At 65.5% G+C, this 24,094-nt stretch carries 20 protein-coding genes; 4 read left to right on the plus strand and 16 right to left on the minus strand.

Going from position 1 to position 24,094, the window contains the following annotated elements; translation table 11 throughout:
* From HTA01S_RS00005 to aceE, 3 genes are all read right to left on the minus strand, one after another.
* Window positions 1-1,464 (minus strand): dihydrolipoyl dehydrogenase family protein (locus HTA01S_RS00005; RefSeq protein WP_068165991.1); only part of this gene is annotated, 1,464 nt, incomplete at its 3' end.
* A gap of 9 nt (window positions 1,465-1,473) precedes the next feature.
* On the minus strand, window positions 1,474-3,132 hold the full coding sequence (gene aceF / locus HTA01S_RS00010; RefSeq protein WP_068165994.1) for a dihydrolipoyllysine-residue acetyltransferase: 1,659 nt from the start codon (window positions 3,130-3,132) through the stop codon (window positions 1,474-1,476).
* 137 nt (window positions 3,133-3,269) lie between these two features.
* Window positions 3,270-5,984 carry a pyruvate dehydrogenase (acetyl-transferring), homodimeric type gene (gene aceE, locus HTA01S_RS00015; protein ID WP_068165998.1) on the minus strand — a complete coding sequence of 905 codons (2,715 nt, stop codon included), beginning with the start codon at window positions 5,982-5,984 and terminating at the stop codon, window positions 3,270-3,272.
* Between the two features lie 217 nt (window positions 5,985-6,201).
* Here aceE and HTA01S_RS00020 point away from each other — a divergent pair, with 217 nt between their 5' ends.
* The 3 genes from HTA01S_RS00020 to folD all read left to right on the plus strand — a co-directional run bounded on the left by HTA01S_RS00020 (window position 6,202) and on the right by folD (window position 10,306).
* Window positions 6,202-8,760 (plus strand): PAS domain-containing sensor histidine kinase, encoded by a 2,559-nt coding sequence (locus tag HTA01S_RS00020; RefSeq protein WP_068166000.1) that lies wholly within the window; start codon window positions 6,202-6,204, stop codon window positions 8,758-8,760.
* Complete coding sequence (locus HTA01S_RS00025; protein WP_068166034.1) at window positions 8,757-9,383, plus strand: response regulator transcription factor; 627 nt, start codon at window positions 8,757-8,759, stop codon at window positions 9,381-9,383. The genes HTA01S_RS00020 and HTA01S_RS00025 overlap by 4 nt, the downstream gene beginning before the upstream one ends.
* Before the next feature lie 74 nt (window positions 9,384-9,457).
* Window positions 9,458-10,306, plus strand: a complete 849-nt coding sequence (folD, locus tag HTA01S_RS00030; protein ID WP_068166037.1) for a bifunctional methylenetetrahydrofolate dehydrogenase/methenyltetrahydrofolate cyclohydrolase FolD — start codon at window positions 9,458-9,460, stop codon at window positions 10,304-10,306.
* Between the two features lie 108 nt (window positions 10,307-10,414).
* Here folD and HTA01S_RS00035 read toward each other — a convergent pair whose 3' ends face one another.
* Both HTA01S_RS00035 and greA read right to left on the minus strand, forming a co-directional pair.
* On the minus strand, window positions 10,415-10,873 hold the full coding sequence (locus HTA01S_RS00035; RefSeq protein ID WP_068166039.1) for a DUF4149 domain-containing protein: 459 nt from the start codon (window positions 10,871-10,873) through the stop codon (window positions 10,415-10,417).
* 10 nt (window positions 10,874-10,883) lie between these two features.
* On the minus strand, window positions 10,884-11,360 hold the full coding sequence (gene greA, locus HTA01S_RS00040; RefSeq protein WP_068166041.1) for a transcription elongation factor GreA: 477 nt from the start codon (window positions 11,358-11,360) through the stop codon (window positions 10,884-10,886).
* A gap of 191 nt (window positions 11,361-11,551) precedes the next feature.
* Between greA and HTA01S_RS00045 the strand changes: the two genes are divergently transcribed.
* A complete protein-coding gene (locus HTA01S_RS00045; RefSeq protein WP_068166044.1) occupies window positions 11,552-12,259 on the plus strand; it encodes a carbonic anhydrase in 708 nt (235 codons plus the stop codon).
* Window positions 12,260-12,261: 2 nt separating this feature from the next.
* Here HTA01S_RS00045 and HTA01S_RS00050 read toward each other — a convergent pair whose 3' ends face one another.
* The 11 genes from HTA01S_RS00050 to lpxD all read right to left on the minus strand — a co-directional run bounded on the left by HTA01S_RS00050 (window position 12,262) and on the right by lpxD (window position 24,081).
* Window positions 12,262-12,990: an alpha/beta fold hydrolase gene (locus HTA01S_RS00050; RefSeq protein WP_068166045.1), complete on the minus strand. Its 729-nt coding sequence runs from the start codon at window positions 12,988-12,990 to the stop codon at window positions 12,262-12,264.
* Between the two features lie 126 nt (window positions 12,991-13,116).
* Window positions 13,117-14,091: a helix-turn-helix domain-containing protein gene (locus tag HTA01S_RS00055; RefSeq protein ID WP_068166049.1), complete on the minus strand. Its 975-nt coding sequence runs from the start codon at window positions 14,089-14,091 to the stop codon at window positions 13,117-13,119.
* Window positions 14,092-14,156: 65 nt separating this feature from the next.
* Window positions 14,157-17,408, minus strand: coding sequence for a carbamoyl-phosphate synthase large subunit (gene carB / locus HTA01S_RS00060; protein WP_068166051.1), 3,252 nt, complete (start codon window positions 17,406-17,408; stop codon window positions 14,157-14,159).
* Between the two features lie 25 nt (window positions 17,409-17,433).
* A complete protein-coding gene (locus HTA01S_RS00065; protein WP_068166056.1) occupies window positions 17,434-17,796 on the minus strand; it encodes a hypothetical protein in 363 nt (120 codons plus the stop codon).
* A 30-nt stretch (window positions 17,797-17,826) separates the two neighbouring features.
* A complete protein-coding gene (carA, locus tag HTA01S_RS00070) occupies window positions 17,827-18,987 on the minus strand; it encodes a glutamine-hydrolyzing carbamoyl-phosphate synthase small subunit (protein ID WP_068166058.1) in 1,161 nt (386 codons plus the stop codon).
* A 250-nt stretch (window positions 18,988-19,237) separates the two neighbouring features.
* Window positions 19,238-20,005, minus strand: a complete 768-nt coding sequence (locus HTA01S_RS00075; protein WP_068166061.1) for a TrmH family RNA methyltransferase — start codon at window positions 20,003-20,005, stop codon at window positions 19,238-19,240.
* Window positions 20,002-20,661 (minus strand): ribonuclease HII, encoded by a 660-nt coding sequence (gene rnhB / locus HTA01S_RS00080; protein WP_068166063.1) that lies wholly within the window; start codon window positions 20,659-20,661, stop codon window positions 20,002-20,004. The genes HTA01S_RS00075 and rnhB overlap by 4 nt, the downstream gene beginning before the upstream one ends.
* Window positions 20,633-21,778: a lipid-A-disaccharide synthase gene (gene lpxB, locus HTA01S_RS00085; RefSeq protein WP_174545169.1), complete on the minus strand. Its 1,146-nt coding sequence runs from the start codon at window positions 21,776-21,778 to the stop codon at window positions 20,633-20,635. Before lpxB ends, rnhB begins: the two co-directional genes overlap by 29 nt.
* A complete protein-coding gene (gene lpxA, locus HTA01S_RS00090; RefSeq protein WP_068166065.1) occupies window positions 21,779-22,573 on the minus strand; it encodes an acyl-ACP--UDP-N-acetylglucosamine O-acyltransferase in 795 nt (264 codons plus the stop codon).
* 18 nt (window positions 22,574-22,591) lie between these two features.
* A complete protein-coding gene (fabZ, locus tag HTA01S_RS00095; RefSeq protein WP_068166067.1) occupies window positions 22,592-23,032 on the minus strand; it encodes a 3-hydroxyacyl-ACP dehydratase FabZ in 441 nt (146 codons plus the stop codon).
* Window positions 23,029-24,081 (minus strand): UDP-3-O-(3-hydroxymyristoyl)glucosamine N-acyltransferase, encoded by a 1,053-nt coding sequence (lpxD, locus tag HTA01S_RS00100; protein WP_068166069.1) that lies wholly within the window; start codon window positions 24,079-24,081, stop codon window positions 23,029-23,031. Before lpxD ends, fabZ begins: the two co-directional genes overlap by 4 nt.
* Window positions 24,082-24,094 lie beyond the last annotated feature (13 nt).

Raw genomic sequence — 24,094 nt, forward strand, 5'->3', positions numbered from 1 at the left:
GTAGGCCACGCTGGGGATCACGCGGGCGTTGAAGGCGGCCGCGGCCAGCTCCTTGTTGCCCTGCAGTTCCCCGGCGATCACTTCGGCCGCCACGTGCGCCTCGTGCACCGCCTTGTGCGCCAGCATGGGTTGGCCCACGATGTCGCCGATGGCGAAGATGTGCGGCACGTTGGTGCGCATCTGGATGTCGACGTTGATGAAGCCGCGGTCGGTCACCGCCACCCCGGCCTTGTCGGCGGCGATCTTCTTGCCGTTGGGCGTGCGCCCCACGGCCTGTAGCACCAGGTCGTAGACCTGCGGCGCGGGCGCGGTGCCGCCCTCTTCCGCTGCAGCGAACGTCACTTCGATGCCTTCGGGTGTGGCCTTGGCCCCCACCGTCTTGGTCTTGAGCATGATGTTGTCGAAGCGCTTGGCGTTCATCTTCTGCCAGATCTTCACCAGGTCGCGGTCGGCGCCCTGCATCAGGCCGTCGAGCATTTCCACCACGTCCAGGCGCGCACCCAGCGTGCTGTAGACCGTGCCCATTTCCAGGCCGATGATGCCCCCGCCCAGAATCAGCATGCGCTTGGGCACGTCCTTCAAGGCCAGTGCGCCGGTGCTGTCCACCACGCGCGGGTCGTCGGGCATGAACGGCAGGCGCACCGCCTGCGAGCCGGCGGCGATGATGCATTTCTTGAAGGCCACGACCTTCTTGCTGCCGGTCTTTTCCTGGCCGGTGCCGGTTGTCTCTTCCACTTCAACGTGGTTGGGGCCCACGAAAGCGCCGTAGCCGCGCACGGTGGTGACCTTGCGCATCTTGGCCATCGCGGCCAGCCCACCGGTGAGCTTGCCGATGACCTTTTCCTTGTGGCCACGCAGCTTGTCCACGCTGACCGTGGGCTTGCCGAACTCGACGCCCAGGTCGCCCAGGTGGCTGACTTCGTCCATCACCGCCGCCACGTGCAGCAGCGCCTTGGACGGGATGCAGCCCACGTTCAGGCACACGCCACCGAGCTGGGCGTAGCGCTCGACCAGCACCACCTTCAGGCCAAGGTCGGCCGCCCGGAAGGCGGCCGAGTAACCGCCGGGGCCGGCGCCGAGCACGAGCACGTCGCACTCGATGTCGGCGTTGCCGCCGAAGCTGGCTGCGGTGGGCGCAACCACAGGAGCTGCGGCTGGAGCGACAGCAGTTGTCGGCGCGGTAGCGGTGGGGGCTGCGGCTGGCGCAGCAGGAGCGCTGACTGCGCCCTCACCTTCCAGCACCAACACCACTGAGCCTTGTTTGACCTTGTCGCCCAGCGCAACCTTGAGCTCTTTCACCACGCCGGCGTGCGACGAAGGAATCTCCATCGAGGCTTTGTCGGACTCCACGGTGATCAGGCTTTGTTCGGCCTTGACGGTGTTGCCGGGTTTCACCAGCAACTCGATCACGGCCACTTCGTCGAAGTCGCCAATGTCGGGAACTTGAATATCGATCAGTGCCATCGCGATTCCTTAAAGAAGAACACGACGGAAGTCGCCGAGGATCTGGCCGAGGTACGCGTTGAAGCGCGCTGCAGCGGCACCGTCGATCACGCGGTGGTCCCAGGTCAGCGACAGCGGCAGCATCAGGCGCGGCTGGAAGGCCTTGCCGTCCCACACCGGCTCCATGTTGCTCTTGCAGACGCCGAGGATGGCGACTTCGGGAGCGTTGATGATGGGCGTGAAATAACGGCCACCGATGCCGCCGAGCGACGAGATGGTGAAGGTGGCACCGCTCATTTCGGCCGGGCTCAACTTGCCGTCGCGCGCCTTCTTGGCGAGTTCGCCCATTTCCTGGCTGATCTGCAGCACACCCTTCTTGTCAGCGTCCTTGATCACCGGGACCATCAGGCCGTTGGGCGTGTCGGCTGCGAAGCCGATGTGCCAGTACTGCTTGTAGACCAGCGAGTCACCATCGATCGAGCTGTTGAACTCGGGGAATTTTTTGAGCGCGGCCACGCTGGCCTTGATCAGGAAGGCGAGCATCGTCACCTTCACGCCGCTCTTCTCGTTTTCCTTGTTGGTAGAGACGCGGAAGGCTTCGAGGTCGGTGATGTCGGCGTCGTCGTGGTTGGTGACGGCCGGAATCATGATCGCGTTGCGCAGCAGGTTGGCGCCGCTGATCTTCTTGATGCGGCCCATCTCCTTGCGCTCGATGGGACCGAATTTGGCGAAGTCCACCTTGGGCCAGGGGATCAGGCCCAGCTCGGAACCGCCGCCACTGCCGGAAGCCGGGGCCTTGGCGGCCTGCGCCTTGGTCTGCACCGCGCCGGCCATGACAGACTTGGTGAAGCCCTGCACGTCGTCCAGTGTGATGCGGCCCTTGGGACCTTTGCCTTGCACTTCTTCCAGCGGCACGCCGAGTTCGCGGGCGAACTTGCGTACCGAGGGCGAGGCGTGTGGCAGGCCCAGCGCCGGGGTGCCGGTGGGGTTGTGAGCGGGTGCAGCTGCAACCGATACGGTGGCTGCCGCAGGAGCGGCCACGGCAGCAGCGGCTGGCGCGGCCGCCGGAGCCGCTGCGGCGGCAGGTGCAGGCGCTGCAGCGCCTGCGGCACCTTCCAGGATCGCCAGCAGGTCGCCGATGTTGACCTTATCGCCAACCTTGACCTTGAGTTCCTTGAGCACGCCCGCGGCGGACGACGGAATCTCCATCGAAGCCTTGTCGGACTCGACCGTGATCAGGCTCTGCTCGACCTTGATGGCGTCGCCGGGTTTGACGAACACCTCGATGACGGCGACGTCCTTGAAGTCACCGATGTCGGGCACACGCACTTCCACCGGGCCTGAAGCTGCGGGTGCGGCGGGGGCAGCCGGTGCGGCGGCAGGGGCTGCCGCCACCGGTGCGGGCGCTGCAGCAGCCGGAGCGGCCGCAGGCGCCGGCGCAGCGGCCTCACCAGCGGCTTCCAGCACCAGCACCACCGAGCCCTCTTTCACCTTGTCGCCCAGGGCGACGCGCAGTTCTTTCACCACGCCAGCGGTGCTGGACGGGATTTCCATCGAGGCCTTGTCGGACTCGACCGTGATCAGCGACTGCTCGGCCCTGACCGTGTCGCCGGGTTTGACCAGCAGTTCAATGACCGCCACTTCGTCGAAGTCGCCGATGTCCGGGACCTTCACTTCTACCAATGCCATGTCTGTCTCCAATCAGATGTTCAGTGTGCCGCTTGCGATGCCTTCTACCGGGGAAACCGCCGGGCTGGCTTTGCCAGACGGCTGGTTTCGCCCCCTTGAGGGGGTAGCGCCGCAGGCGCTGCAGGGGTGGGCCAGCTTCATGCGTACAAGGGGTTGATCTTGTCGGTCTTGATACCGTACTTGGCAATGGCTTCAGCCACCTTGGCCATCGGGATGGCTCCCTCATCGGCCAGCGAGCGCAGCGCGGCGATGGCGATGTAGTGGCGGTTGATCTCGAAGTGCTCACGCAGCTTGCTGCGGAAGTCGCTGCGGCCAAAACCGTCGGTACCCAGCACCTTGTACGAACGGCCCTTGGGCACGAACGGGCGGATCTGCTCGGCGTAGTTCTTCATGTAGTCGGTGGAGGCGACCACGGGGCCGGCATGCTTCTCCAGTTGCTGCGTCACAAAGGGCACGCGCTGCGCTTCGGTCGGGTGCAGCAGGTTCCAGCGTTCGGCGTCCTGGCCGTCGCGGGTCAGCTCGTTGAAACTCGGGCAGCTCCACACGTTGGCGGCCACGCCCCAGTCTTTCTCCAGCAGCTCCTGGGCAGCGATCGACTCGCGCAGGATGGTTCCCGAGCCCAGCAACTGCACCTGCGGCGTCTTGGCCGTGATCTTGCCGGCGGCCGGCTTGCACAGGTACATGCCCTTGATGATCTGGTCTTCGGTGCCGGCGGTCAGGCCCGGCATGGCGTAGTTTTCGTTCAGCAGGGTCAGGTAGTAGAAAACGTTGTCCTGCTTCTCCACCATGCGCTTCAAGCCGTGGTGCAGGATCACGCCGACTTCGTGCGCGAAGGTCGGGTCGTAGCTGACGCAGTTCGGAATGGTGCCGGCCAGGATGTGGCTGTGGCCGTCTTCGTGCTGCAGGCCTTCGCCGTTGAGCGTGGTGCGCCCCGAGGTGCCGCCGAGCAGGAAACCGCGGGCCTGCATGTCGCCTGCGGCCCAGGCCAGGTCGCCGATGCGCTGGAAGCCGAACATGGAGTAGTACACGTAGAACGGCACCATGATGCGGTTGGACGTGCTGTACGACGTGGCCGCGGCGATCCAGCTGCTCATGCCGCCGGCTTCGTTGATGCCTTCCTGCAGGATCTGGCCGGCCTTGTCTTCCTTGTAGTACATGACCTGGTCCTTGTCGACCGGGGTGTATTGCTGGCCTGCGGGGTTGTAGATGCCGATCTGGCGGAACAGGCCTTCCATGCCGAAGGTGCGGGCCTCGTCCACCAGGATGGGCACCACGCGCGGACCCAGGGCCTGATCGCGCAACAGCTGCGTGAGGAAGCGCACGTAGGCCTGCGTGGTGCTGATCTCACGGCCTTCCGCGGTGGGTTCCATCACGGCCTTGAAGGTCTCGATGGAAGGCACGGTGAAGCTCTCGTCGGCCTTGGTGCGGCGCTTGGGCAGATAGCCGCCCAGGGCCTTGCGGCGCTCGTGCAGGTACTTCATTTCCGGCGTGTCGTCGGCCGGCTTGTAGAACGGGATCTTGGAGAGTTCGCTGTCGGGAATCGGCAGGTTGAAGCGGTCGCGGAAGATCTTGATGTCTTCGTCGGTGAGCTTCTTGGTCTGGTGCACCGTGTTCTTGCCTTCGCCCGACTTGCCCATGCCAAAACCCTTGACGGTCTTGATCAGCAGCACGGTGGGCTGGCCCTTGTGGTTGACGGCCTTGTGGTACGCGGCATAGACCTTCTGCGGATCGTGACCGCCGCGCTTCAGGTTCCAGATGTCGTCGTCGCTCAGGTGCGCCACCATCTCCAGCGTGCGCGGATCGCGGCCGAAGAAGTGCTTGCGCACGTAGGCGCCGTCGTTGGCCTTGAACGACTGGTAGTCGCCATCGACCGTGTCCATCATGATCTTGCGCAAGGCGCCTTCTTTGTCGCGCGCCAGCAGCGGGTCCCAGTTGGAGCCCCACAGCAGCTTGATCACGTTCCAGCCGGAGCCGCGGAACTCGCCTTCGAGTTCCTGGATGATCTTGCCGTTGCCACGCACCGGGCCGTCCAGGCGCTGCAGGTTGCAGTTCACCACGAAGATCAGGTTGTCGAGGTTCTCGCGCGCGGCCAGGCTGATGGCGCCCAGCGACTCGACCTCGTCCATCTCGCCGTCACCGCAGAACACCCAGACCTTGCGGTTCTCGGTGTTGGCAATGCCCCGGGCGTGCAGGTATTTCAGGAAACGCGCCTGGTAGATCGCCATCAGCGGGCCCAGGCCCATGGACACCGTGGGGAACTGCCAGAACTCGGGCATCAGCTTGGGGTGCGGGTAGCTGGAGAGTCCCTTGCCGTCCACTTCCTGGCGGAAGTGCAGCAGTTGTTCCTCGGTCAGGCGGCCTTCCAGGTAGGCGCGGGCGTAGACGCCGGGCGACACGTGGCCCTGTATATAAAGGCAGTCGCCACCGTGGTTTTCGCTCTCGGCGTGCCAGAAGTGGTTGAAGCCGGCGCCAAACATGTGGGCCAGCGAAGCGAAGGAACCGATGTGGCCCCCCAGATCGCCACCGTCTTCGGGGTTGTGGCGGTTGGCCTTGACCACCATCGCCATGGCGTTCCAGCGCATGTAGGCGCGCAGGCGCTCTTCGATCTCGATATTGCCGGGGCAACGCGCTTCTTCGTCGGCCTCGATGGTGTTCACGTAGCCGGTGTTGGCCGAGAACGGCAGGTCGATGCTGTGCTGGCGGGCTTCCTCCAGCAGTTGCTCCAGCAGGAAGTGCGCACGCTCCGGGCCCTCCCGCTCGATCACGGCGGCCAGCGCCTCCATCCATTCACGGGTTTCCTGGCTGTCCGCATCGGCGGCAACACGGGCATTGGGAGCGTCGGACGCTGACATGTATGTCTCCTGTTGGTTTGAAATTGAGCTTAAGGCGGGCCTTCCGCAGTGTCACGGATTTTTCCACAGAACCTTTTCAATTTCAATATGTGCTTTCGTTTATTGCAATGTGAAATATTAGTGGTTTCCATGCCAACAGTTTTCCGCCGTCCCGGATGGACGCCTGGCCTCCGGTTCGCGCCGGCAACGGCATGCTCTCACGTAGACTCAAAGCCCCATGATTCCCTTGCCCAGCCATCCACCCAGCCCCCCGCCCCGGCCACCCAGCACCGCCTGGTGGAAGCGCTGGTGGCGCCGCCTGCCCCCTTCTCGACAAGACCGCTTCGCCACGCTGGCGCCCCTGCTGGCGGTGTTGTTATTCCTCTCGGCCATTGCGGTGGCCATCACCTACCTGCGCTACGAAGAGTTGGAGCGTGAGCAGGAGGCGGTCACCCGCGATGTGGAGTACGCGCAGCAGCGCCTGCGCCTGCGCCTGCTGGAGCGCCAGGAACAGCTGATGCGTCTGGCGCGCGAGGTGGACAACAAGGAAATCTCCACCGAAGAGTTCGCGTTCCAGGTCGAGTCCTTGATCAGCCAGTTCCCCGAACTGCTGGCGATCAGCTGGGTCGATGCCCGCCGCAACGTGGTGGCCGGCTACGCGTCGCCCAGTGCGCCGCCGTCGCTGATCCGCCCGACCGGCAGCACGCTCGCCCCCAACGAAACCGATGGTTCCTTCGATCTGGCGCGCGACCTGCGACAACCCATCTATTCGCGCCCACTGGGCGAGGACCCGCGCACGGCCACCCTGATGCTGCAGGTGCCCCTGAGCGAGCAGGGGCGTTTTGCGGGCACGGTCATGGGCGAATACTCGATCGACGGCCTGATGCGTTTTGGCATGCCGCCCGAGATCATGGCGCGCTACGCGGTGGCGCTGCTGGACGACCGCGGGCGGGTTCTCGCCGGCAGCCTGCAGACCCCCAACACCGTGCTGCGCCTGCTGCCCTGGTCCAACCAGGCGCTGGAACACGAGGTACCCGTCTCGCCCGTGGGCAACGGGTTGATCCTCAAGGCGCAGGGCTACCGGACCTCGCAGGACATCGTGGGCAGCGGCTTCTTCTGGGTCATTGGCGCCCTGAGCGCGCTCACCGTGTGGATGCTGCTGGGAACTTGGCGCCATACGCGCCGACGCGTGCAGGCGCAGCAGGCACTGGTGGCCGAAACCAACTTCCGGCGCGCGATGGAAAACTCCATGCTCACCGGCATGCGTGCGCTCGACATACAAGGCCGCATCACCTATGTGAACCCGGCCTTCTGCTCCATGACCGGGTGGACCGAAAGCGAGCTGGTGGGCCGCACCGCGCCTTTCCCGTACTGGCCCGACGAGGACCACGACCAACTGGCCGCGCGCCTGGAAGACGAGCTCAACGGCCGCTCCACGCCGGGGGGCTTCGAGGTGCGCGTGCAGCGGCGCGACGGCAGCATCTTCGATGCCCGCATGTACGTCTCGCCGCTGATCGACCCAAAGGGGCACCAGACCGGCTGGATGACGTCCATGACCGACATCACCGAGCCCAAGCGCATCCGCGAGGAGCTCTCGGCGTCGTATGAGCGCTTCACCACCGTGCTGGAGAGCCTGGACTCGGCTGTGTCCGTGGCGCCGCTGGGCAGTGACGAAATGCTGTTCGCCAACAAGATGTACCGCCTGTGGTTCGGCACGCGCGGCCAGGGCCACCGCCATCTGGTGGATCTGGCCGGCACGCAGCCCACCCCCAACCCGGACGATGGCGACGCGGTGGACGCCTTTGCCGGCATGCCCACCGACACGCTGACCGACGCCGGCTCCGAGAACGCCGAGGTGTTCGTGGAAGAGCTCGACCGCTGGCTGGAGGTGCGCACGCGTTACCTCACCTGGGTGGACGGCCGGCTCGCGCAAATGGTGATTGCCAGCGACATCACGCCGCGGCGCAACGCGGAGGAACAGGCCTCACGCCAGGCCGAACGCGCGCAGACCGCGAGCCGCCTGATCACCATGGGCGAAATGGCGTCGAGCGTGGCCCACGAGCTCAACCAGCCGCTGACCGCCATCAGCAACTACTGCAACGGCATGATCTCGCGCGTGCAGGAACAACGCATCAGCCCGGAGGAACTGCTCGGCGCGCTGGAGAAGACCGCGCGCCAGGCCCAGCGCGCCGGCCAGATCATCCAGCGCATCCGCGCCTTCGTGAAGCGCAGCGAACCCAACCCGACGCCGTCGGACGTCGCGCTGATGGTGAGCAACGCCATCGAACTCGCCGACATCGAGCTGCGCCGCCAGCAGGTGCGGCTCTCGCCCTACGTGGCCGCGCGCCTACCCAGCCTGATGGTGGACCCGATCCTGATCGAGCAAGTGCTCATCAACCTGTTGAAGAACGCCGGCGAAGCCATCGCCCAGGCCGGCCGTCCGGCCGGAGAGCGCTACGTGGAACTGCGCGTGGGTCCGCGCCGGCAGGACGACCAGGAGGTGGTCGAGTTCTCGGTGCGCGACTCCGGCAACGGCGTGCCCGACGAGATGATCGAGCGCATCTACGAAGCCTTCTACAGCACCAAGAGCGAGGGCATGGGCATCGGCCTCAAGCTGTGCCGCAGCATCGTGGAGTCGCACCACGGAAGGATGCAAGTTCAGAACATCTACAATGGCGAAGAGGTGGTGGGCTGCTGCTTCAGCTTCTGGATTCCCGTGGTCTCGCGACTGCGCACAGACGGCAGCGCGGACAGCCCCGCCACGCAGTCGTTGACGGACACTGAAAGAGCCAGATGAGTTTGATCCCCAAAAAAGGTATCGTCTACGTGGTCGATGACGACGAAGCCGTCCGAGACTCCCTGCAATGGCTGCTCGAAGGCAAGGACTACCGGGTTCGCTGCTTTGAATCGGCCGAAGCCTTTCTCAGCCGCTACGACGCTCGCGAAGTGGCCTGCCTGATCGCCGACATCCGCATGGGCGGCATGACCGGCATGGAGTTGCAGGAACGCCTGATCGAACGCCAGTCGCCGCTGCCCATCGTGTTCATCACCGGGCACGGCGACGTGCCCATGGCGGTGGAGTCCATGAAGCGCGGTGCGCTGGACTTCATCCAGAAGCCGTTCAAGGAAGACCAGCTGGTGGCGCTCGTCGAACGCATGCTGGAGCATGCCAAGGACGCCTTCGCCACCTACCAGCAGGCCGCCAGCCGCGATGCACTGCTCTCCAAGCTGACCAGCCGCGAAGCCCAGGTGCTCGAACGCATCGTCGCCGGGCGCCTGAATAAGCAGATCGCCGACGATCTGGGCATCAGCATCAAGACGGTGGAGGCGCACCGCGCCAACATCATGGAAAAGCTGGGCGCCAACACCGTGGCCGACCTGCTCAAGATCGCTCTGGGACAGACCCCCGCAAAAGCCTGAACCGGCACACCATCACCCCAACGCCCGCCCCCACATGGCGGGCGTTTCCGTTTCAACCCCATTCCCACAGCACCATGACCGCCCAACTGATCGACGGCAACGCCCTCTCCCGCCAACTGCGCGCCGATGTCAGCGCCCGTGTGACCGCCCTCAAGACCCAAGGCATCACACCGGGCCTGGCCGTGATCCTGGTGGGCGAGAACCCGGCCTCGCAGGTCTATGTGCGCAACAAGGTCAAGGCCTGCGAAGACACCGGCATGCACTCGGTGCTGGAGCGCTGGCCCGCGACCATGACCGAGGCCGAACTGCTGGCGCGCGTGGAGGCGCTCAATGCCGACGCCACCATCCACGGCATCCTGGTGCAGCTGCCGTTGCCCGCGCACATCGATGCGCAAAAGGTGATCGAGGCGATCTCTCCCGCCAAGGATGTGGACGGTTTTCACATCGCCAGCGCCGGCGCGCTCATGACCGGCATGCCTGGCTTCTGGCCCTGCACGCCCTATGGCTGCATGAAGATGCTGGAGAGCATCGGCTACGACCTGAAAGGCAAACACGCGGTGGTGATCGGGCGCAGCAACATCGTGGGCAAGCCCATGGCGCTGATGCTGCTGCAGAAAAATGCCACCGTCACCATCTGCCACAGCGCGACGAAAGACCTGAAGGCCATGACGCTGCAGGCCGACGTCATCGTCGCCGCCGTCGGCAAGCGCAACGTGCTGACGGCCGACATGGTCAAGCCCGGCGCAGTGGTGATCGACGTGGGCATGAACCGCAACGACGAAGGCAAGCTCTGCGGCGACGTGGACTTCGAGGGTGTCAAGGAAGTGGCGGGCTACATCACCCCGGTGCCCGGCGGCGTGGGCCCCATGACCATCACCATGCTGATGGTCAACACGCTGGAATCCGCTGAACGCATGAAATGATCCCCTTGACGGCGCGAGGGGCATTAGGCCCAGGGCACCGCGGAACCGGCTTTGCCGGGCCGCCAGTGCCGCCCCCTTGGGGGTGACGCCGTAGGCGGCGCGGGGGAGCTACTTAGCCGTGCGTAAAAGCACGGCCCCGGCGCACAGCCACTGACCCAGCACCATCACGCTGCCCACGCTGTGCCACAGGCGCAGGTTGCCGCCGGTGGCGCGGGCAGAGACGATCTTCTGCGCGACGCCGAATTCCTGCAACAGCGCCAGCAACATCCCCAGCAGCACGAACCCCATGGTGGTCAACACGCGCTGCATGGCCTCCAGACGCTGCGGGTCCATGGCTTCACCTGCCAACGGAAACTGCGCCATTGAACGCTGGCGGCGCAACACCAGCAGCAAGGCCAGACCCAGCACGAGCCCGGCCCAGCATTGCAGGGAAAACAGTTTCGCGGCCACCGGGCCAGCCACCGCCGGGCTGCCCAGGCTGGCGAACAGTGTGGGCACGGCCACAAAGCTCAGGCCCGAGATGCCGCCCCACCAGAGCGCCGCCAGAAACACCGCCAGCCGCTGCATCACGCGGCCTTCACTCGTAGCGCACGGCCACGATTTCGTAGCGCCGCGTGCCACCCGGCGCCTGCACCTCAGCCACGTCGCCCTCTTCCTTGCCGATCAGCGCACGCGCGATCGGGCTGCTGATGTTGACCAGTCCAAGCTTCAGGTCGGCTTCGTCCTCACCCACGATCTGGTAGGTCATGGCGGCACCGCTGTCCTCATCTTCCAGTTCCACTGTTGCGCCAAACACCACGCGGCCACCCGCGTCAACGGTGGCCGGGTCAATGATCTGAGCGGCAGAGAGCTTGCCTTCGATCTCGGCGATGCGGCCTTCGATGAAGCCCTGGCGATCCTTGGCCGCGTCGTATTCGGCGTTTTCGCTCAGATCCCCTTGTGCGCGGGCTTCGGCAATCGCGCCGATCACCGACGGGCGATCCACGGTTTTGAGACGCTGCAACTCGTCTTTGAGTTTTTCAGCGCCGCGCTTGGTGATGGGAATGGTGGCCATGACAGTGCTCCGGGAGGTCTCAGCACGCAAACAACGGGGTCTGCAGGGGTACAAAAGGAAACCGCCGAGCGTTGCCGGTCGGCGGTGTGGAGGGCCCCATTATGCCTTCACGGTCAAGCCCATTGAGGGGATTTCGTGTTTGCAGCTTTTCCAGTATCGTGGCGTCCTTTTTCACATTTCGGGAGGAACCCATGTTGCTGAACCGTCGCCAGTCCATTGGACAACTCGTCACTCTGGCCGGCATTGCCACCGCCGGAACCGTGCAAGCCCAGCAGAGCTGCGCTGTCTTCACCAAGGAAACGCTGGCCGGGCTGTCCCCCGATGACGCCCTGCAACGCCTGAAGGATGGCAATGCGCGTTTCGTGGCGGGAAAGACCGTCAATTGCGACCTGTTGAAACAGGTGAGGGACACAGCAACGGGTCAGGCCCCGTTCGCAGCCGTCGTCGGCTGCATGGACAGCCGCGTGCCACCCGAGCTGGTGTTCGATCAACGCATCGGTGACATTTTTTCCGCTCGCATCGCGGGCAACTTCGTCAACACGGACATCATCGGCAGCCTGGAATACGCCACCGCTGCCGTGGGATCCAAGCTCATCGTCATCCTCGGGCATTCGGACTGTGGTGCGATCAAGGGCACGGTAGACAACGTGAAGCTGGGCAACCTCACGGCCACGCTCGCGAACATCCGACCTTCGCTGGACAAGCTCAACTACCAGGGCGTCCCCAGCTCCAAGGACAAGGCCCTGGTGCAGAAGGTGGCCGACCAGAACGCGCGCGACGCCGCGGCCGCGATCCTGACCCGCAGCGATGTGATCGCCCAGCAGGTCAGGGATGGCAAGGTGAAAATCGTCTCGGCCATGCACGACGTGGCCACCGGCCAGATCTCCTGGTTCGCCTGAGTTCAGTCGCGCCCGGCCTCCTCGATTTTCTGCGCCAGCAACTGCGGGTTGGTGAAACACAACTCGTGGCTGCCCGGGCAGGCCACCAGGCGGAACAGGCCCAGCCGTTCGGACAACCGGGGATGCCAGGGCATGCTGTGCGGCATCGCCGTGTCCTCGGTGCAGAGCAGGTAACTTTTGCCCAGGGGCTTGGCAGCAAGTTCGGTCTGCAGCCGCACAGGTTCGGTAAAGGTGCGGTAGGGCTGCGGGTTGAGCTGCTCGTAGGCACTTCGGGCCAGCGCGGCGTCGGCGTCGTTGATGAAGACCTCGCGCCAGATCGGGTACGGCAGCATCACGGCGTTGCCGTTGTCCGCAGCGACGGCGTCGAACAGCGCCTTGTATGGCGGCGGCGCCATGTCGTTGAGGCACTCACCGCTGAGCGGCACGAACGCGTTCCAGTAGACCAGCCGCGTGATGCGCTCGGGGACCACGTCGACGGCCTTGCTGATGACCATGCCCCCATAGCTGTGCCCCATCAGCCGCACGTCGCGCAGATCGTGCTGCACAAGGAAGTCCACCAGCGACTGCGCCGCTTCGCTCAAGCCCAGCACGGACCGATCGTCGCCCGGCTGGTTGCCCGCCAGCGTCGGGCAATGCACCACATGCCCACGCGCGCGCAGGTGGCTCGCAACGGGTTCCAATTGTTCACCGGTGTGCCAGGCGCCGTGCACCAGAACGTAGGTATCTGCCATCTTGTGTCTCCATCGGGTTGTTGGCTCCGGAAAGGCCCGGAGCACCGACGAAGAGCGTAAACAGAGAAGACCAACGGCAATGGCGCAGCCGTGCCACCGACATGGCCCATGCGTGCCAGAAGGATCTCAGCGCGGCAGCCGTTCGCGCCGCCAGCGCGCGGGCGTGATCCGGTGGTGGCGCTGGAACTCGCGCACGAAATGGGACGCGTCGGTGTAGCCGCAGCGCCGCCCCAGTTCGGCCACCGTGACGTGGGCCAGGCGCGGCTGAGCGAGCAACTGCGCCGCACGCTCCAGACGCAGTTGGCGAAGGCTGAGCGCAAAGCTGGTGGCGCCGGCGGCAAAGGCGCGGTGCAGGCTCCGCACCGAAACACCCAGCAACGCGGCCACGCGCTCCGAGGTGAGGCCCGGCTGGTCCAGCACATCCTGCAACACGCGTAGCGCCCGCTGCCGCAGGTCGTGTGCTGGCGCCGTGGGCCTCGACGGTTCCGGCTCCAGCGCGGCCGCCAGCATCGCACCCAGCTGGTCGCACAGCAGGCCTGCCGGGTACCGCGCGGACAACAGCGGATCGGCGGCGAACTGCAGCGACAAGGCCGACAACGCCTGGCCCCAGCCCTGGTCCCGGTGGACCACACGCGGCGCCGGGTCGTCCAACCGGGCCAACCACTGCCCCACCCAGGCCCGCGGCAACTGGATCGACAGGCCGTTCACCGCCTCGGGAAAATGCAATTCGTAGAGCTGCGCCGAGTCCACCAGCACGCCGTCGCCCGGGCGCAGCTGCACCCCGTGCCCACCCTGGCGCACATGCCAGGGCGTGAGGCGCTGGGTGATCAGATAGAACGGATGCTGTGCGCCGCGAGCGATGCCGGCGCGGGTGCGGAAAACGTCCTGGGTGGACGCCTGCACCTGGTTGAATGACACCGGCCCCACGCCAACGCTGGTCAGGCGGCCCTCAAAAGCGGGCGCCTGGCGCGAGCTGCAGTCCATCTCCAGAAAGGCCTCGCAGATCGCACCGACCCAATAGTCCAACCGTTCGGACGGTCTGGCCTGCACGGTGGTCCATTCCCGTACACAGGGTTCGGCGGCGGAAAGAACAACGGGCATGGCCGCAATCTAGCGCCCATGCCCGTGGCATTCAAGAGGGGAAGACCCTCCCCGATCAATGGCGCTCAGGCCGCCAGCTGCGCGTGCATTTCCTGCACCGAAATCACACCCAGGTTGTCCAGGTACTTCATGCCCTCGACGGCGGCTTCCGCACCGGCGATGGTCGTGAAGGTGGTCACACGGGCCAGCAGCGCCGAGGTGCGGATGGCGCGCGAGTCGGTGATGGCGTTGCGGCGCTCTTCCACCGTGTTGATGACCAGTGCGATCTGATGGTTCTTGATCGAGTCGACGATGTGCGGGCGGCCCTCGGTCACCTTGTTCACCGTCTGTACCGGCACACCGGCCGCGGCGATGGCCGCTGCCGTGCCGCGCGTGGCCACGAGTTCAAAACCCATGGCGACCAGCTCGCGGGCAATCTCCACGGCGCGGGGCTTGTCGCTGTTCTTCACCGTCAGGAACACCGTGCCCGAAGTGGGCAGTTTTGTGCCGGCGCCGAGCTGGCTCTTGACGAAGGCTTCGCCGAAGGTCTTGCCCACGCCCATGACTTCGCCGGTGGACTTCATCTCGGGACCGAGGATGGTGTCCACGCCGGGGAACTTCACGAACGGGAACACGGCCTCTTTCACGCTGAAGTACGGTGGTGTCACTTCGGCGCCGATGCCTTGGGCATCGAGCGACTGGCCGGCCATGCAGCGCGCCGCCACCTTGGCCAGCTGGATGCCCGTGGCCTTGGAGACGAAGGGCACCGTGCGCGAAGCGCGCGGGTTCACTTCCAGCACGTAGATCACGTCCTGGCCGTCCACCTCCTGGATGGCGAACTGCACGTTCATCAGTCCGACCACATTCAGGCCCTGCGCCATGGCCGCGGTCTGGCGCTTGAGTTCGTCCACCGTGGCCTGCTTCAGGTAGTACGGCGGCAGCGAACAGGCCGAGTCACCGCTGTGCACGCCGGCCTGTTCGATGTGCTCCATCACACCGCCGATGAAGACGCGGCCGGTGTGGTCGCGGATCGCGTCCACGTCGCACTCAATGGCGTCGTTCAGGAAACGGTCCAGCAGCACCGGCGAATCGTTGCTCACCTTGACCGCTTCGCGCATGTAGCGCTCCAGATCACGCTGCTCGTGCACGATCTCCATCGCGCGGCCGCCCAGCACGTAGCTGGGGCGCACCACCAGCGGGTAGCCCAGAGCAGCGGCTTTCTCCAGTGCTTCGGGTTCGGCGCGTGCCGTGGCGTTGGGCGGCTGGCGCAGCTTCAGTTCGTGCAGCAGCTTCTGGAAACGCTCACGGTCTTCGGCCGCGTCGATCATGTCGGGGCTGGTGCCGATGATGGGCACGCCCGCGGCTTCGAGGCCGAGCGCGAGCTTCAAAGGCGTCTGGCCGCCGTACTGCACGATCACGCCGGTGGGCTTTTCCTTGTCCACGATTTCCAGCACGTCTTCCAGCGTCAGCGGCTCGAAGTACAGGCGGTCGGAGGTGTCGTAGTCGGTGGACACGGTTTCGGGGTTGCAGTTGACCATGATGGTCTCGTACCCGTCTTCGCGCATGGCCAGCGCGGCGTGCACGCAGCAATAGTCGAACTCGATGCCCTGGCCGATGCGGTTGGGGCCGCCGCCGAGCACCATGATCTTCTTGTTGCTGGTCGGCTCGGCTTCGCACTCACCATCGCCGTTGCCCTCGTACGTGGAGTACAGGTAGGCGGTGTCGGTGGCGAACTCGGCCGCGCAGGTGTCCACGCGCTTGTAGACCGGGCGGATGTTCTGTGCGATACGGCGCGCGCGCACGGCGGCATCGGTGGTCTTGAGCAGTTTGGCCAGGCGGCGGTCCGAAAAGCCCTTCTTCTTCAGCCCACGCAGGGTGTCGGCGTCGATCGCATCCAGGCTGGTCTTTTCCAGCGCAAGTTCAATCTTCACGATCTCTTCGATCTGCACCAGGAACCACTTGTCGATCTTGGTGAAGTGGTGCACTTCGTCGATGGTCCAGCCGGCGGCAAAAGCGTCGCCCACGTACCAGATGCGCTCGGGGCCGGGTTCGCCCAGTTCGCGCTCCAGGATCTCGCGGTCCTGGGTTTTTTCGTTCATGCCGTCCACGCCCACTTCCAGGCCGCGCAGGGCTTTCTGGAACGACTCCTGGAAGGTGCGGCCCATGGCCATGACCTCGCCCACGCTCTTCATCTGCGTGGTCAGGCGGCTGTCGGCGGCCGGAAACTTCTCGAAGGCAAAACGCGGGATCTTGGTCACCACGTAGTCGATGCTGGGCTCGAAGCTGGCCGGCGTGGCGCCGCCGGTGATCTCGTTGCGCAGCTCGTCCAGCGTGTAGCCCACGGCCAGCTTGGCCGCCACCTTGGCGATCGGGAAACCCGTGGCCTTGGACGCCAGTGCGGAGGAACGCGACACGCGCGGGTTCATCTCGATCACCACCATGCGGCCGTCGGCCGGGTTGATGGAGAACTGCACGTTGGAGCCGCCGGTGTCCACGCCGATCTCGCGCAGCACGGCCAACGAGGCGTTGCGCAGGATCTGGTATTCCTTGTCGGTGAGGGTCTGGGCCGGGGCCACGGTGATCGAGTCACCGGTGTGCACGCCCATCGGGTCCAGGTTCTCGATCGAGCAGATGATGATGCAGTTGTCCGCCTTGTCGCGCACCACTTCCATCTCGTACTCTTTCCAGCCGAGCAGCGACTCTTCGATCAGCAGCTCGTTGGTCGGCGAGGCTTCCAGGCCGCGCTTGCAGATGGTCTCGAACTCTTCCGGGTTGTAGGCGATGCCGCCGCCCGTGCCGCCCAGCGTGAAGCTCGGGCGGATCACGACCGGGAAGCCCACCGTCTTCTGCACGCCCCAGGCCTCTTCCATGCTGTGGGCGATGCCCGAACGCGCGGAGCCCAGACCGATCTTGGTCATGGCGTCCTTGAACTTCAGACGGTCTTCGGCCTTGTCGATGGCTTCGGGCGTGGCGCCGATCAGCTCGACGTCGTATTTGGCGAGCACGCCGTGGTGCCAGAGGTCGAGCGCGCAGTTCAGCGCGGTCTGGCCGCCCATGGTGGGCAGGATCGCGAAGCCGCCGCCGTTGAGCGGGCGCTCCTTGGCGATGATCTTCTCCACCGTCTGCCAGGTGATGGGTTCGATGTAGGTGACGTCGGCCGTGGCCGGGTCGGTCATGATCGTGGCCGGGTTGCTGTTGATCAGGATGACCTTGTAGCCCTCTTCGCGCAGGGCCTTGCAGGCCTGCACGCCGGAGTAGTCGAACTCACAGGCCTGGCCGATGATGATCGGGCCGGCGCCGATGATGAGGACGGTCTGGATGTCTGTTCTTTTGGGCATGGGTTCGCGGTGGGTGTGCGCCGGCTCAGGCCTGGCGCTGGGTTTCCAGTTTGTTCAGCAGCGCCTGCACGCGTTCGGCAGGCACGTTTTTCTGCATCAGCTGCAGCAGGCCGTCGCCTTCGATCATCGGGCGCAGCACCTCCACCTCCGCCGGGTAGAACAGCGCGTCCCAGGCGGCCATCTCGGTGTTGAAAGTCTCGTCGTCCCAGGTCTTGCCCTTGGCGAGCAAAGTCACCAGGGGCATGGCCTTGTTTTCCACAAAGGCCTTGCGGTAAGGCTTTTGCGACCAGCGCTGCGCGAACCAGTCGCGGTGCGGCGGCTCCAGCGAGAGCATGCGCTTGGCAATCGCCTTTTCAATCGCGAAGACCGGAAAACTGAAGAGTTTCATGGAGACGTTCCAGGTGGTGCTCGGCCGCTGTCAGACGGCGGCATGCTTCTGCATGAGCTCGATGAAGCGATCGAACAGGTAGCCGATGTCGTGCGGCCCGGGCGAGGCTTCCGGGTGGCCCTGGAAGCAGAACGCGGGCCGGTCGGTGCGGGCCAGGCCCTGCAACGTGCCGTCGAACAGGCTCACGTGGGTGGCGCGCAGGGTGGCGGGCAGGTCTTTCTCGTCCACGGCAAAACCGTGGTTCTGGCTGGTGATGCTCACGCGGCCGCTGTCCAGATCCTTCACCGGGTGGTTGGCACCATGGTGGCCGAACTTCATCTTGAAGGTCTTGGCGCCACTGGCCAGCGCCATGATCTGGTGGCCGAGGCAGATGCCGAAGGTGGGCACACCGCTGTCGATGATCTCGCGCGTGGCGGCGATCGCGTAGTCGCAAGGTTCCGGGTCGCCCGGGCCGTTGGACAGGAACACGCCACTGGGTTTGAGTTTGAACACGTCGGACGCCGGCGTCTGCGCCGGCACCACGGTGATCTTGCAACCGCGCGCGCTCAGCATGCGCAGGATGTTGTGCTTGACGCCGAAGTCGTAGGCGACGACGTGGAATTTCGGCGCGATCTGCTCACCGTAGCCAAAACCCAGTTGCCATTCGGTCTGGGTCCAGGCGTAGGGTTCGCGGGCCGACACCACCTTGGCCAGATCCTGGCCGGCCATGTTGGGCGCGGCCTGGGCTGCGGCCAGGGCACGGGCGCGGTGCTCGTCGGTGATGGACTCGCCCGGGGCCAGCGCGAGGATGCAGCCGTTCTGCGCGCCATGGGTGCGCAGGCGGCGCGTGAGCGCGCGGGTGTCGAGGTCGGCGATGGCCACAGTGCCTTCGCGCTGCAGGTAGTGCGACAGCGTCTCTTCGCTGCGGAAGTTGGACGCCAGGAGAGGCAGGTCTTTGATGATCAGGCCAGCGGCGTGGACGCGCGTGGCCTCCACGTCTTCACGGTTGACGCCGGTGTTGCCGATGTGCGGGTACGTGAGCGTGACGATCTGCTGGCAATAGCTCGGATCGGTGAGGATTTCCTGGTAACCGGTGAGCGCGGTGTTGAACACCACCTCGCCCGTGGTCTGGCCGGTCGCGCCGATGGAAATGCCTGTAAAGACCGTGCCGTCGGCGAGCGCGAGAAGGGCTTTCGGATGGACGGGAAGCACGGTTTTCTCCAGATGATTTTGTGGGTGCATCCGCGCCCGCCATGGGGCACAACCAGGGAGGATCCGCAGCTTTTCACAGCGTCTCGGGCGACCAAAACGTGGTGAGTGGAGGCGGTAAACCTGGGCAGGAAGCCGGGGCGGACGCAGTGGTTGCGCCGATTGCGGGTAAACCCCGGAATTATAGCCTGAGGGCCAGTTCCCGCCGGCCGGTTTCAGCCGCCCAGGCCCGGGAAATGGGTACTGAAATTCCTCAACGGCCGGTCGCGCTGGTGTGCAGGCAGATGGCGGCGGCGGCGGCCACGTTGAGCGACTCTTCGCCGCCTGGCTGGGCGATGCGCACCGATTGCGAGGCCATGGCCTGCAAGGCGGCATTCACGCCCTGCCCTTCGTGGCCCAACACCCAGGCGCAAGGCCAGGGCAGACGGGCCTGGTGCAGAAAATCGCCCTCGTGGGAACTGGTGACGAGCAACGGCACAGCCAGAGCACCCAGATCGTCCACCGACAGCCCTTCGACCAGATGCAGGGCGAAATGCGCTCCCATGCCTGCGCGCAGTACCTTGGGCGACCACAGGGCCGCCGTCCCCTTGAGCGCCAGCACCTGGGCGAAACCCATGGCCGCCGCGCTGCGCAGGATGGATCCGACGTTGCCGGCGTCTTGCAGGCGGTCAAGCACCACGGCGGCCCGCCCTGCCAGCAAGCCGGTGGCCGCCGGCAAATCCCATACAAAGCCGACGCCCGCTGGCGATTCGAGGCCGCTGATGCCCGCCATCAGTGCATCGGGCACGGTGACGATGTGGTCGGCGGCATCCCGCAGGTCGTGCGGTGCCTGAGGCCAGAAGCTCTCGGTGAACACCGCCGTGGCCGGTCGGTGTCCGCGCGCCAGCAACGCCCGGCACAGGTGATCGCCTTCGAGCCAGACCTGGCCCTGCTTTCGATAGGCCGTGCTGTCCTGCGCCAACAGCCGCAGGCGCTTGAGCAGCGGGTTGTCGCGCGAGGTGATGGAGAGCGGTAGGTTCATGGGGTTCTCACCGCGGCGGCCGACACTTCGACGACGGTGGTGGCCAGCGCCCGCGCCACCGGGGCGAACGAGCGGCGATGCACTGCCAGTGCCCCATGCGTCTGCAGTGCCCGCAGGTGTTGCGCGGTGCCATAGCCCTTGTGCCGGTCAAAGCCGAACTCTGGGTGCAGGGCATGCAACTCCAGCAGCATGCGGTCGCGCGAGACCTTGGCCAGGATGGAGGCGGCCGAGATCGCAGGCACGAGCGCATCGCCCGAGACGATGGCCTCGGCCAGTACGTCCAGCGCCGGCAGGCGGTTGCCGTCCACCAGCACCTTGGCCGGTTTGAGCCGCAGCCCCTGCACCGCGCGCTGCATGGCCAGCATCGTGGCCTGCAGGATGTTGAGGCGATCAATTTCCTCCACGGTCGCCTGCGCGATGCTGCAGCACAAGGCCTTGGCGCGAATTTCGTCGTACAGCTTTTCGCGCCGTTTGGCCGTGAGCTGTTTGGAATCGGCCAAGCCCTTGATGGGTTTGAGGTCGTCCAGAATCACGGCCGCGGCCACCACCGGCCCGGCCAATGGCCCGCGACCGGCCTCGTCCACCCCTGCGATCAGACCGGGCACGTCCCAGACCAGCGAGGCCTGTTCAGCTTTGAAGAACTTTTTCGATCGCATCGGTCGCGAGTTGGGCGGTGTCGCACTTCAGGGTGTGGTGCAGCTCGGTGAAGCGCTGCTGCAAGGCGTTGATTCTCTCAGGCGCATCGAGCCAGTCCAGCATACCCCGCGCCAGGGCCTGGGGCGTGGCTGCGTCCTGCAGCAGTTCGGGCACGACAAACTCGCCACACAGGATGTTGGGCAGCCCCACCCAAGGCTGCAGTTGTTTGCGACGCATGATCTGCCACGACAGCCAGTTCATGTTGTACGCGATCACCATCGGTCGCTTGAACAAAGCGGCCTCCAGCGTGGCCGTGCCGCTGGCGATCAAGGTCGCGTCGCAGGCTGCCAGCGCATCGTGCGACCGACCGTCCTGCACCGTCACACCCAGCAGCCCGCTGGCGCGCACCAGTTCGTCGATGCGCGGCCGCAGCGCCGGCAGGGCCGGCACCACGAAACGCAGCCCGGGCCGCTGGCGCTGCATGAGCAGGGCCGCGTCAAAGAAGCGCCGGGCAATGTACTGCACCTCCGACTGCCGGCTGCCCGGCAGGATGGCCACCACCGTGTCGTCGTCACCCAGGCCCAGCCGTTGGCGAGCCACTTGGCGGTCCGGCTGCAGCGGAATGACCTGGGCCAGGGGATGGCCGACGTAGGTGGACGCGATGCCGTGCTGCGCGAGCAAGGCGGGTTCGAACGGGAACAGGCACAGTACGTGGTCGGCGCTCCGGCGCAGCTTCAGGACCTTCTTCGGTCGCCAGGCCCAGAACGACGGACAGACGAAATGCACGGTCTTGATCCCGCCAGCCTTCAGCGCCGCCTCGAGGTCGAAGTTGAAATCGGGCGCATCGACGCCGATGAACAGGTCCGGGCGATCGCCGGACAGCAGCCGGTCCCGCAACTGCTTGCGGATGGACAGGATTTCCCGGATCTTCGGCAGCACCTCGATGTAGCCACGCACCGCCAGCTTCTCACTCGGCCACCAGGACTCGAAGCCCTGCGCGGCCATCCGGGGGCCGCCGATGCCAAAGGACTTCAGATCGGGCCAGCGCTGCCGGACACCACCCAGAAGCAGGCCGGCCAGAAGATCGCCAGACGTCTCCCCTGCGACCAGGGCAAAGCGCTTGGAAGGTGAGTCCATTCAGCGAACGATGCCGCGCTGCGGCGATACCTGCCGCAGGAAATCCAGCATCATCGCCACGTCGGGCGCGGCATCGGGGGTTTTGTCGGCCAGACCACGGATGCGGTCCATGGACTGCTCAAGCCTTAGGTCGTCCCGATACAGTGCCTTGTGCATGGCCTTCACGGCGGCGATGCGCTCGGGCGAAAACCCCCGGCGGCGCAGGCCTTCGAAATTCATCGAGCGTGCCGCAGCGGGTTGACCCTGGCACATCACGAACGGCGGCAGATCGGCGAACAGCAGCGAGCACATGGCCGTCATGGCATGGGCGCCGATGCGCACGAACTGGTGCACCACGGTGAATCCGCCGAGAATGACCCAGTCGTCCACCACCACATGGCCCGCGAGCTGCGAGTTGTTGGCGAAAATGGTGTGGTTGCCCACCAGACAATCGTGCGCCAGGTGCACGTAGGCCATGATCCAGTTGTCGTTGCCGATGCGGGTCACAGCCCCGCCCGTGGGCGAGCCGATGTTGAACGTGCAGAACTCACGAATCGTGTTGCGGTCCCCGATGACCAGTTCACAGGGTTCGCCCGCGTATTTCTTGTCCTGCGGGATCGCGCCCAGCGAGTTGAATTGGAAGATGCGGTTGTCGCGCCCGATGGTGGTGTGGCCCTCGATCACGCAGTGCGCGCCGATCGTGGTGCCCGCGCCCACTTTCACGTGCGGGCCAATCACCGTGTACGGGCCGACGGTGACCGACGCATCCAGCTCGGCGGCGGGGTCCACCAGGGCGGTGGGATGGATATGGGACACGGGACGCCTCCTGCCGAATCAGGCAATGGTGCGCATGGTGCACATCAGTTCGGCCTCGCAGGCGATCTCGGTGCCGACCCGTGTGACGGCCTTGAATTTGAAGATGCCGGCCTTCATGCGCTCCAGCGTCACGTCCATCACCAACTGGTCACCGGGTTCAACCGGGCGTTTGAAGCGGGCGCCATCGATGCCGGCGAAGTAGTACACGGTCTTGTCATCGGGCGTCACACCCACGGTGTCGAAAGCCAGCAGGGCCGCCGCTTGCGCCATGGCCTCCAGCATCAACACGCCCGGCATGACGGGGCGGTGCGGAAAATGGCCGACGAAAAAGGGTTCGTTGATGGTGACGTTCTTCAGCGCCTTGATGCTCTTTCCCTTGTCGAGCTCAAGCACGCGATCCACCAGCAGGAACGGATAACGGTGGGGCAACTGCTTGAGAATCTGGTGAATGTCCATCATGGTTTTGGTGTGTTGTTCGATGCTTGTGCGATGGCCTGCTCGGCGGCTTTGAGCCGTTCACGCAGGCGGTTGAGCTGTTTGAGGGAAGCGGCATTCTTTTCCCAGCTCGCATTGTCGTCGATGGGAAACACGCCGGTGTAGTGGCCTGGCTCGCGAATGGAACGCGTCACCACCGTCGCGGCCGAGATGTTCACCCCGTCGGCCAGACTCAGATGTCCCAACACCACCGCACCACCACCCACGGTGCAGCGGGCGCCAATGGTCGCGCTGCCGGCCACTCCCACACACCCGGCCATGGCGGTGTGGGCGCCGATACGTACGTTGTGGCCGATCTGGACCAGGTTGTCGAGCTTGACCCCGTCTTCGATCACGGTGTCGTCCAGTGCGCCCCGGTCGATGCAGGTGTTGGCCCCGATCTCGACGTCGTTGCCAATGCGCACCGCGCCCAATTGCTCGATCTTGATCCACTGCCCCTGGTGCGGGGCAAAGCCGAAACCGTCTGCACCGATCACCACCCCCGGGTGCAAGGTACAGCGTGCGCCGATCACGCAGCGCTCACCCACGGTCACACGCGCATGCAACGTGGTGTCAGGCCCCACCACCGCATCACGTCCCAGCACCACATGCGCGCCGATGCGTGCCCCACGCGCGACCCGGGCGCCCGCACCAATGACAGCGAAGGCGGCGATGTCCACATCCGGTTCGATCACGGCCAAGGGGTGGATGCTCGACAAGGGATCGATGGTGGGCTCGGGCAGCGGCTCATGCTCGGAGCGCCACCACTGGGTGAGCCGCGCGAAGTACAGGTAAGGGTCGTCGGTGACGATGCAGGCGCCGCGCAGAGCGGCGGCTTCCTGCAAGACGGGAGAGACGATCAGTGCCCCCGCCTGGGTGGTCTGGATCTGATGGGCGTAGCGGGCCTGCGCCACAAAAGCCAGTTCGTCCGGCCCCGCGCTGGCCAGCGGGGCCAAGCGGGTGATCACGGCGTCGGGTGAGCCCTGAAGCGTGCCGCCCAAGGCGGCAACAATGGAGCCCAGTGGCCGCGACACACCCGGGCCCTGC

Source organism: Hydrogenophaga taeniospiralis CCUG 15921, from assembly GCF_001592305.1.
GTDB classification, from domain to species: Bacteria; Pseudomonadota; Gammaproteobacteria; order Burkholderiales; family Burkholderiaceae_C; genus Hydrogenophaga; species Hydrogenophaga taeniospiralis.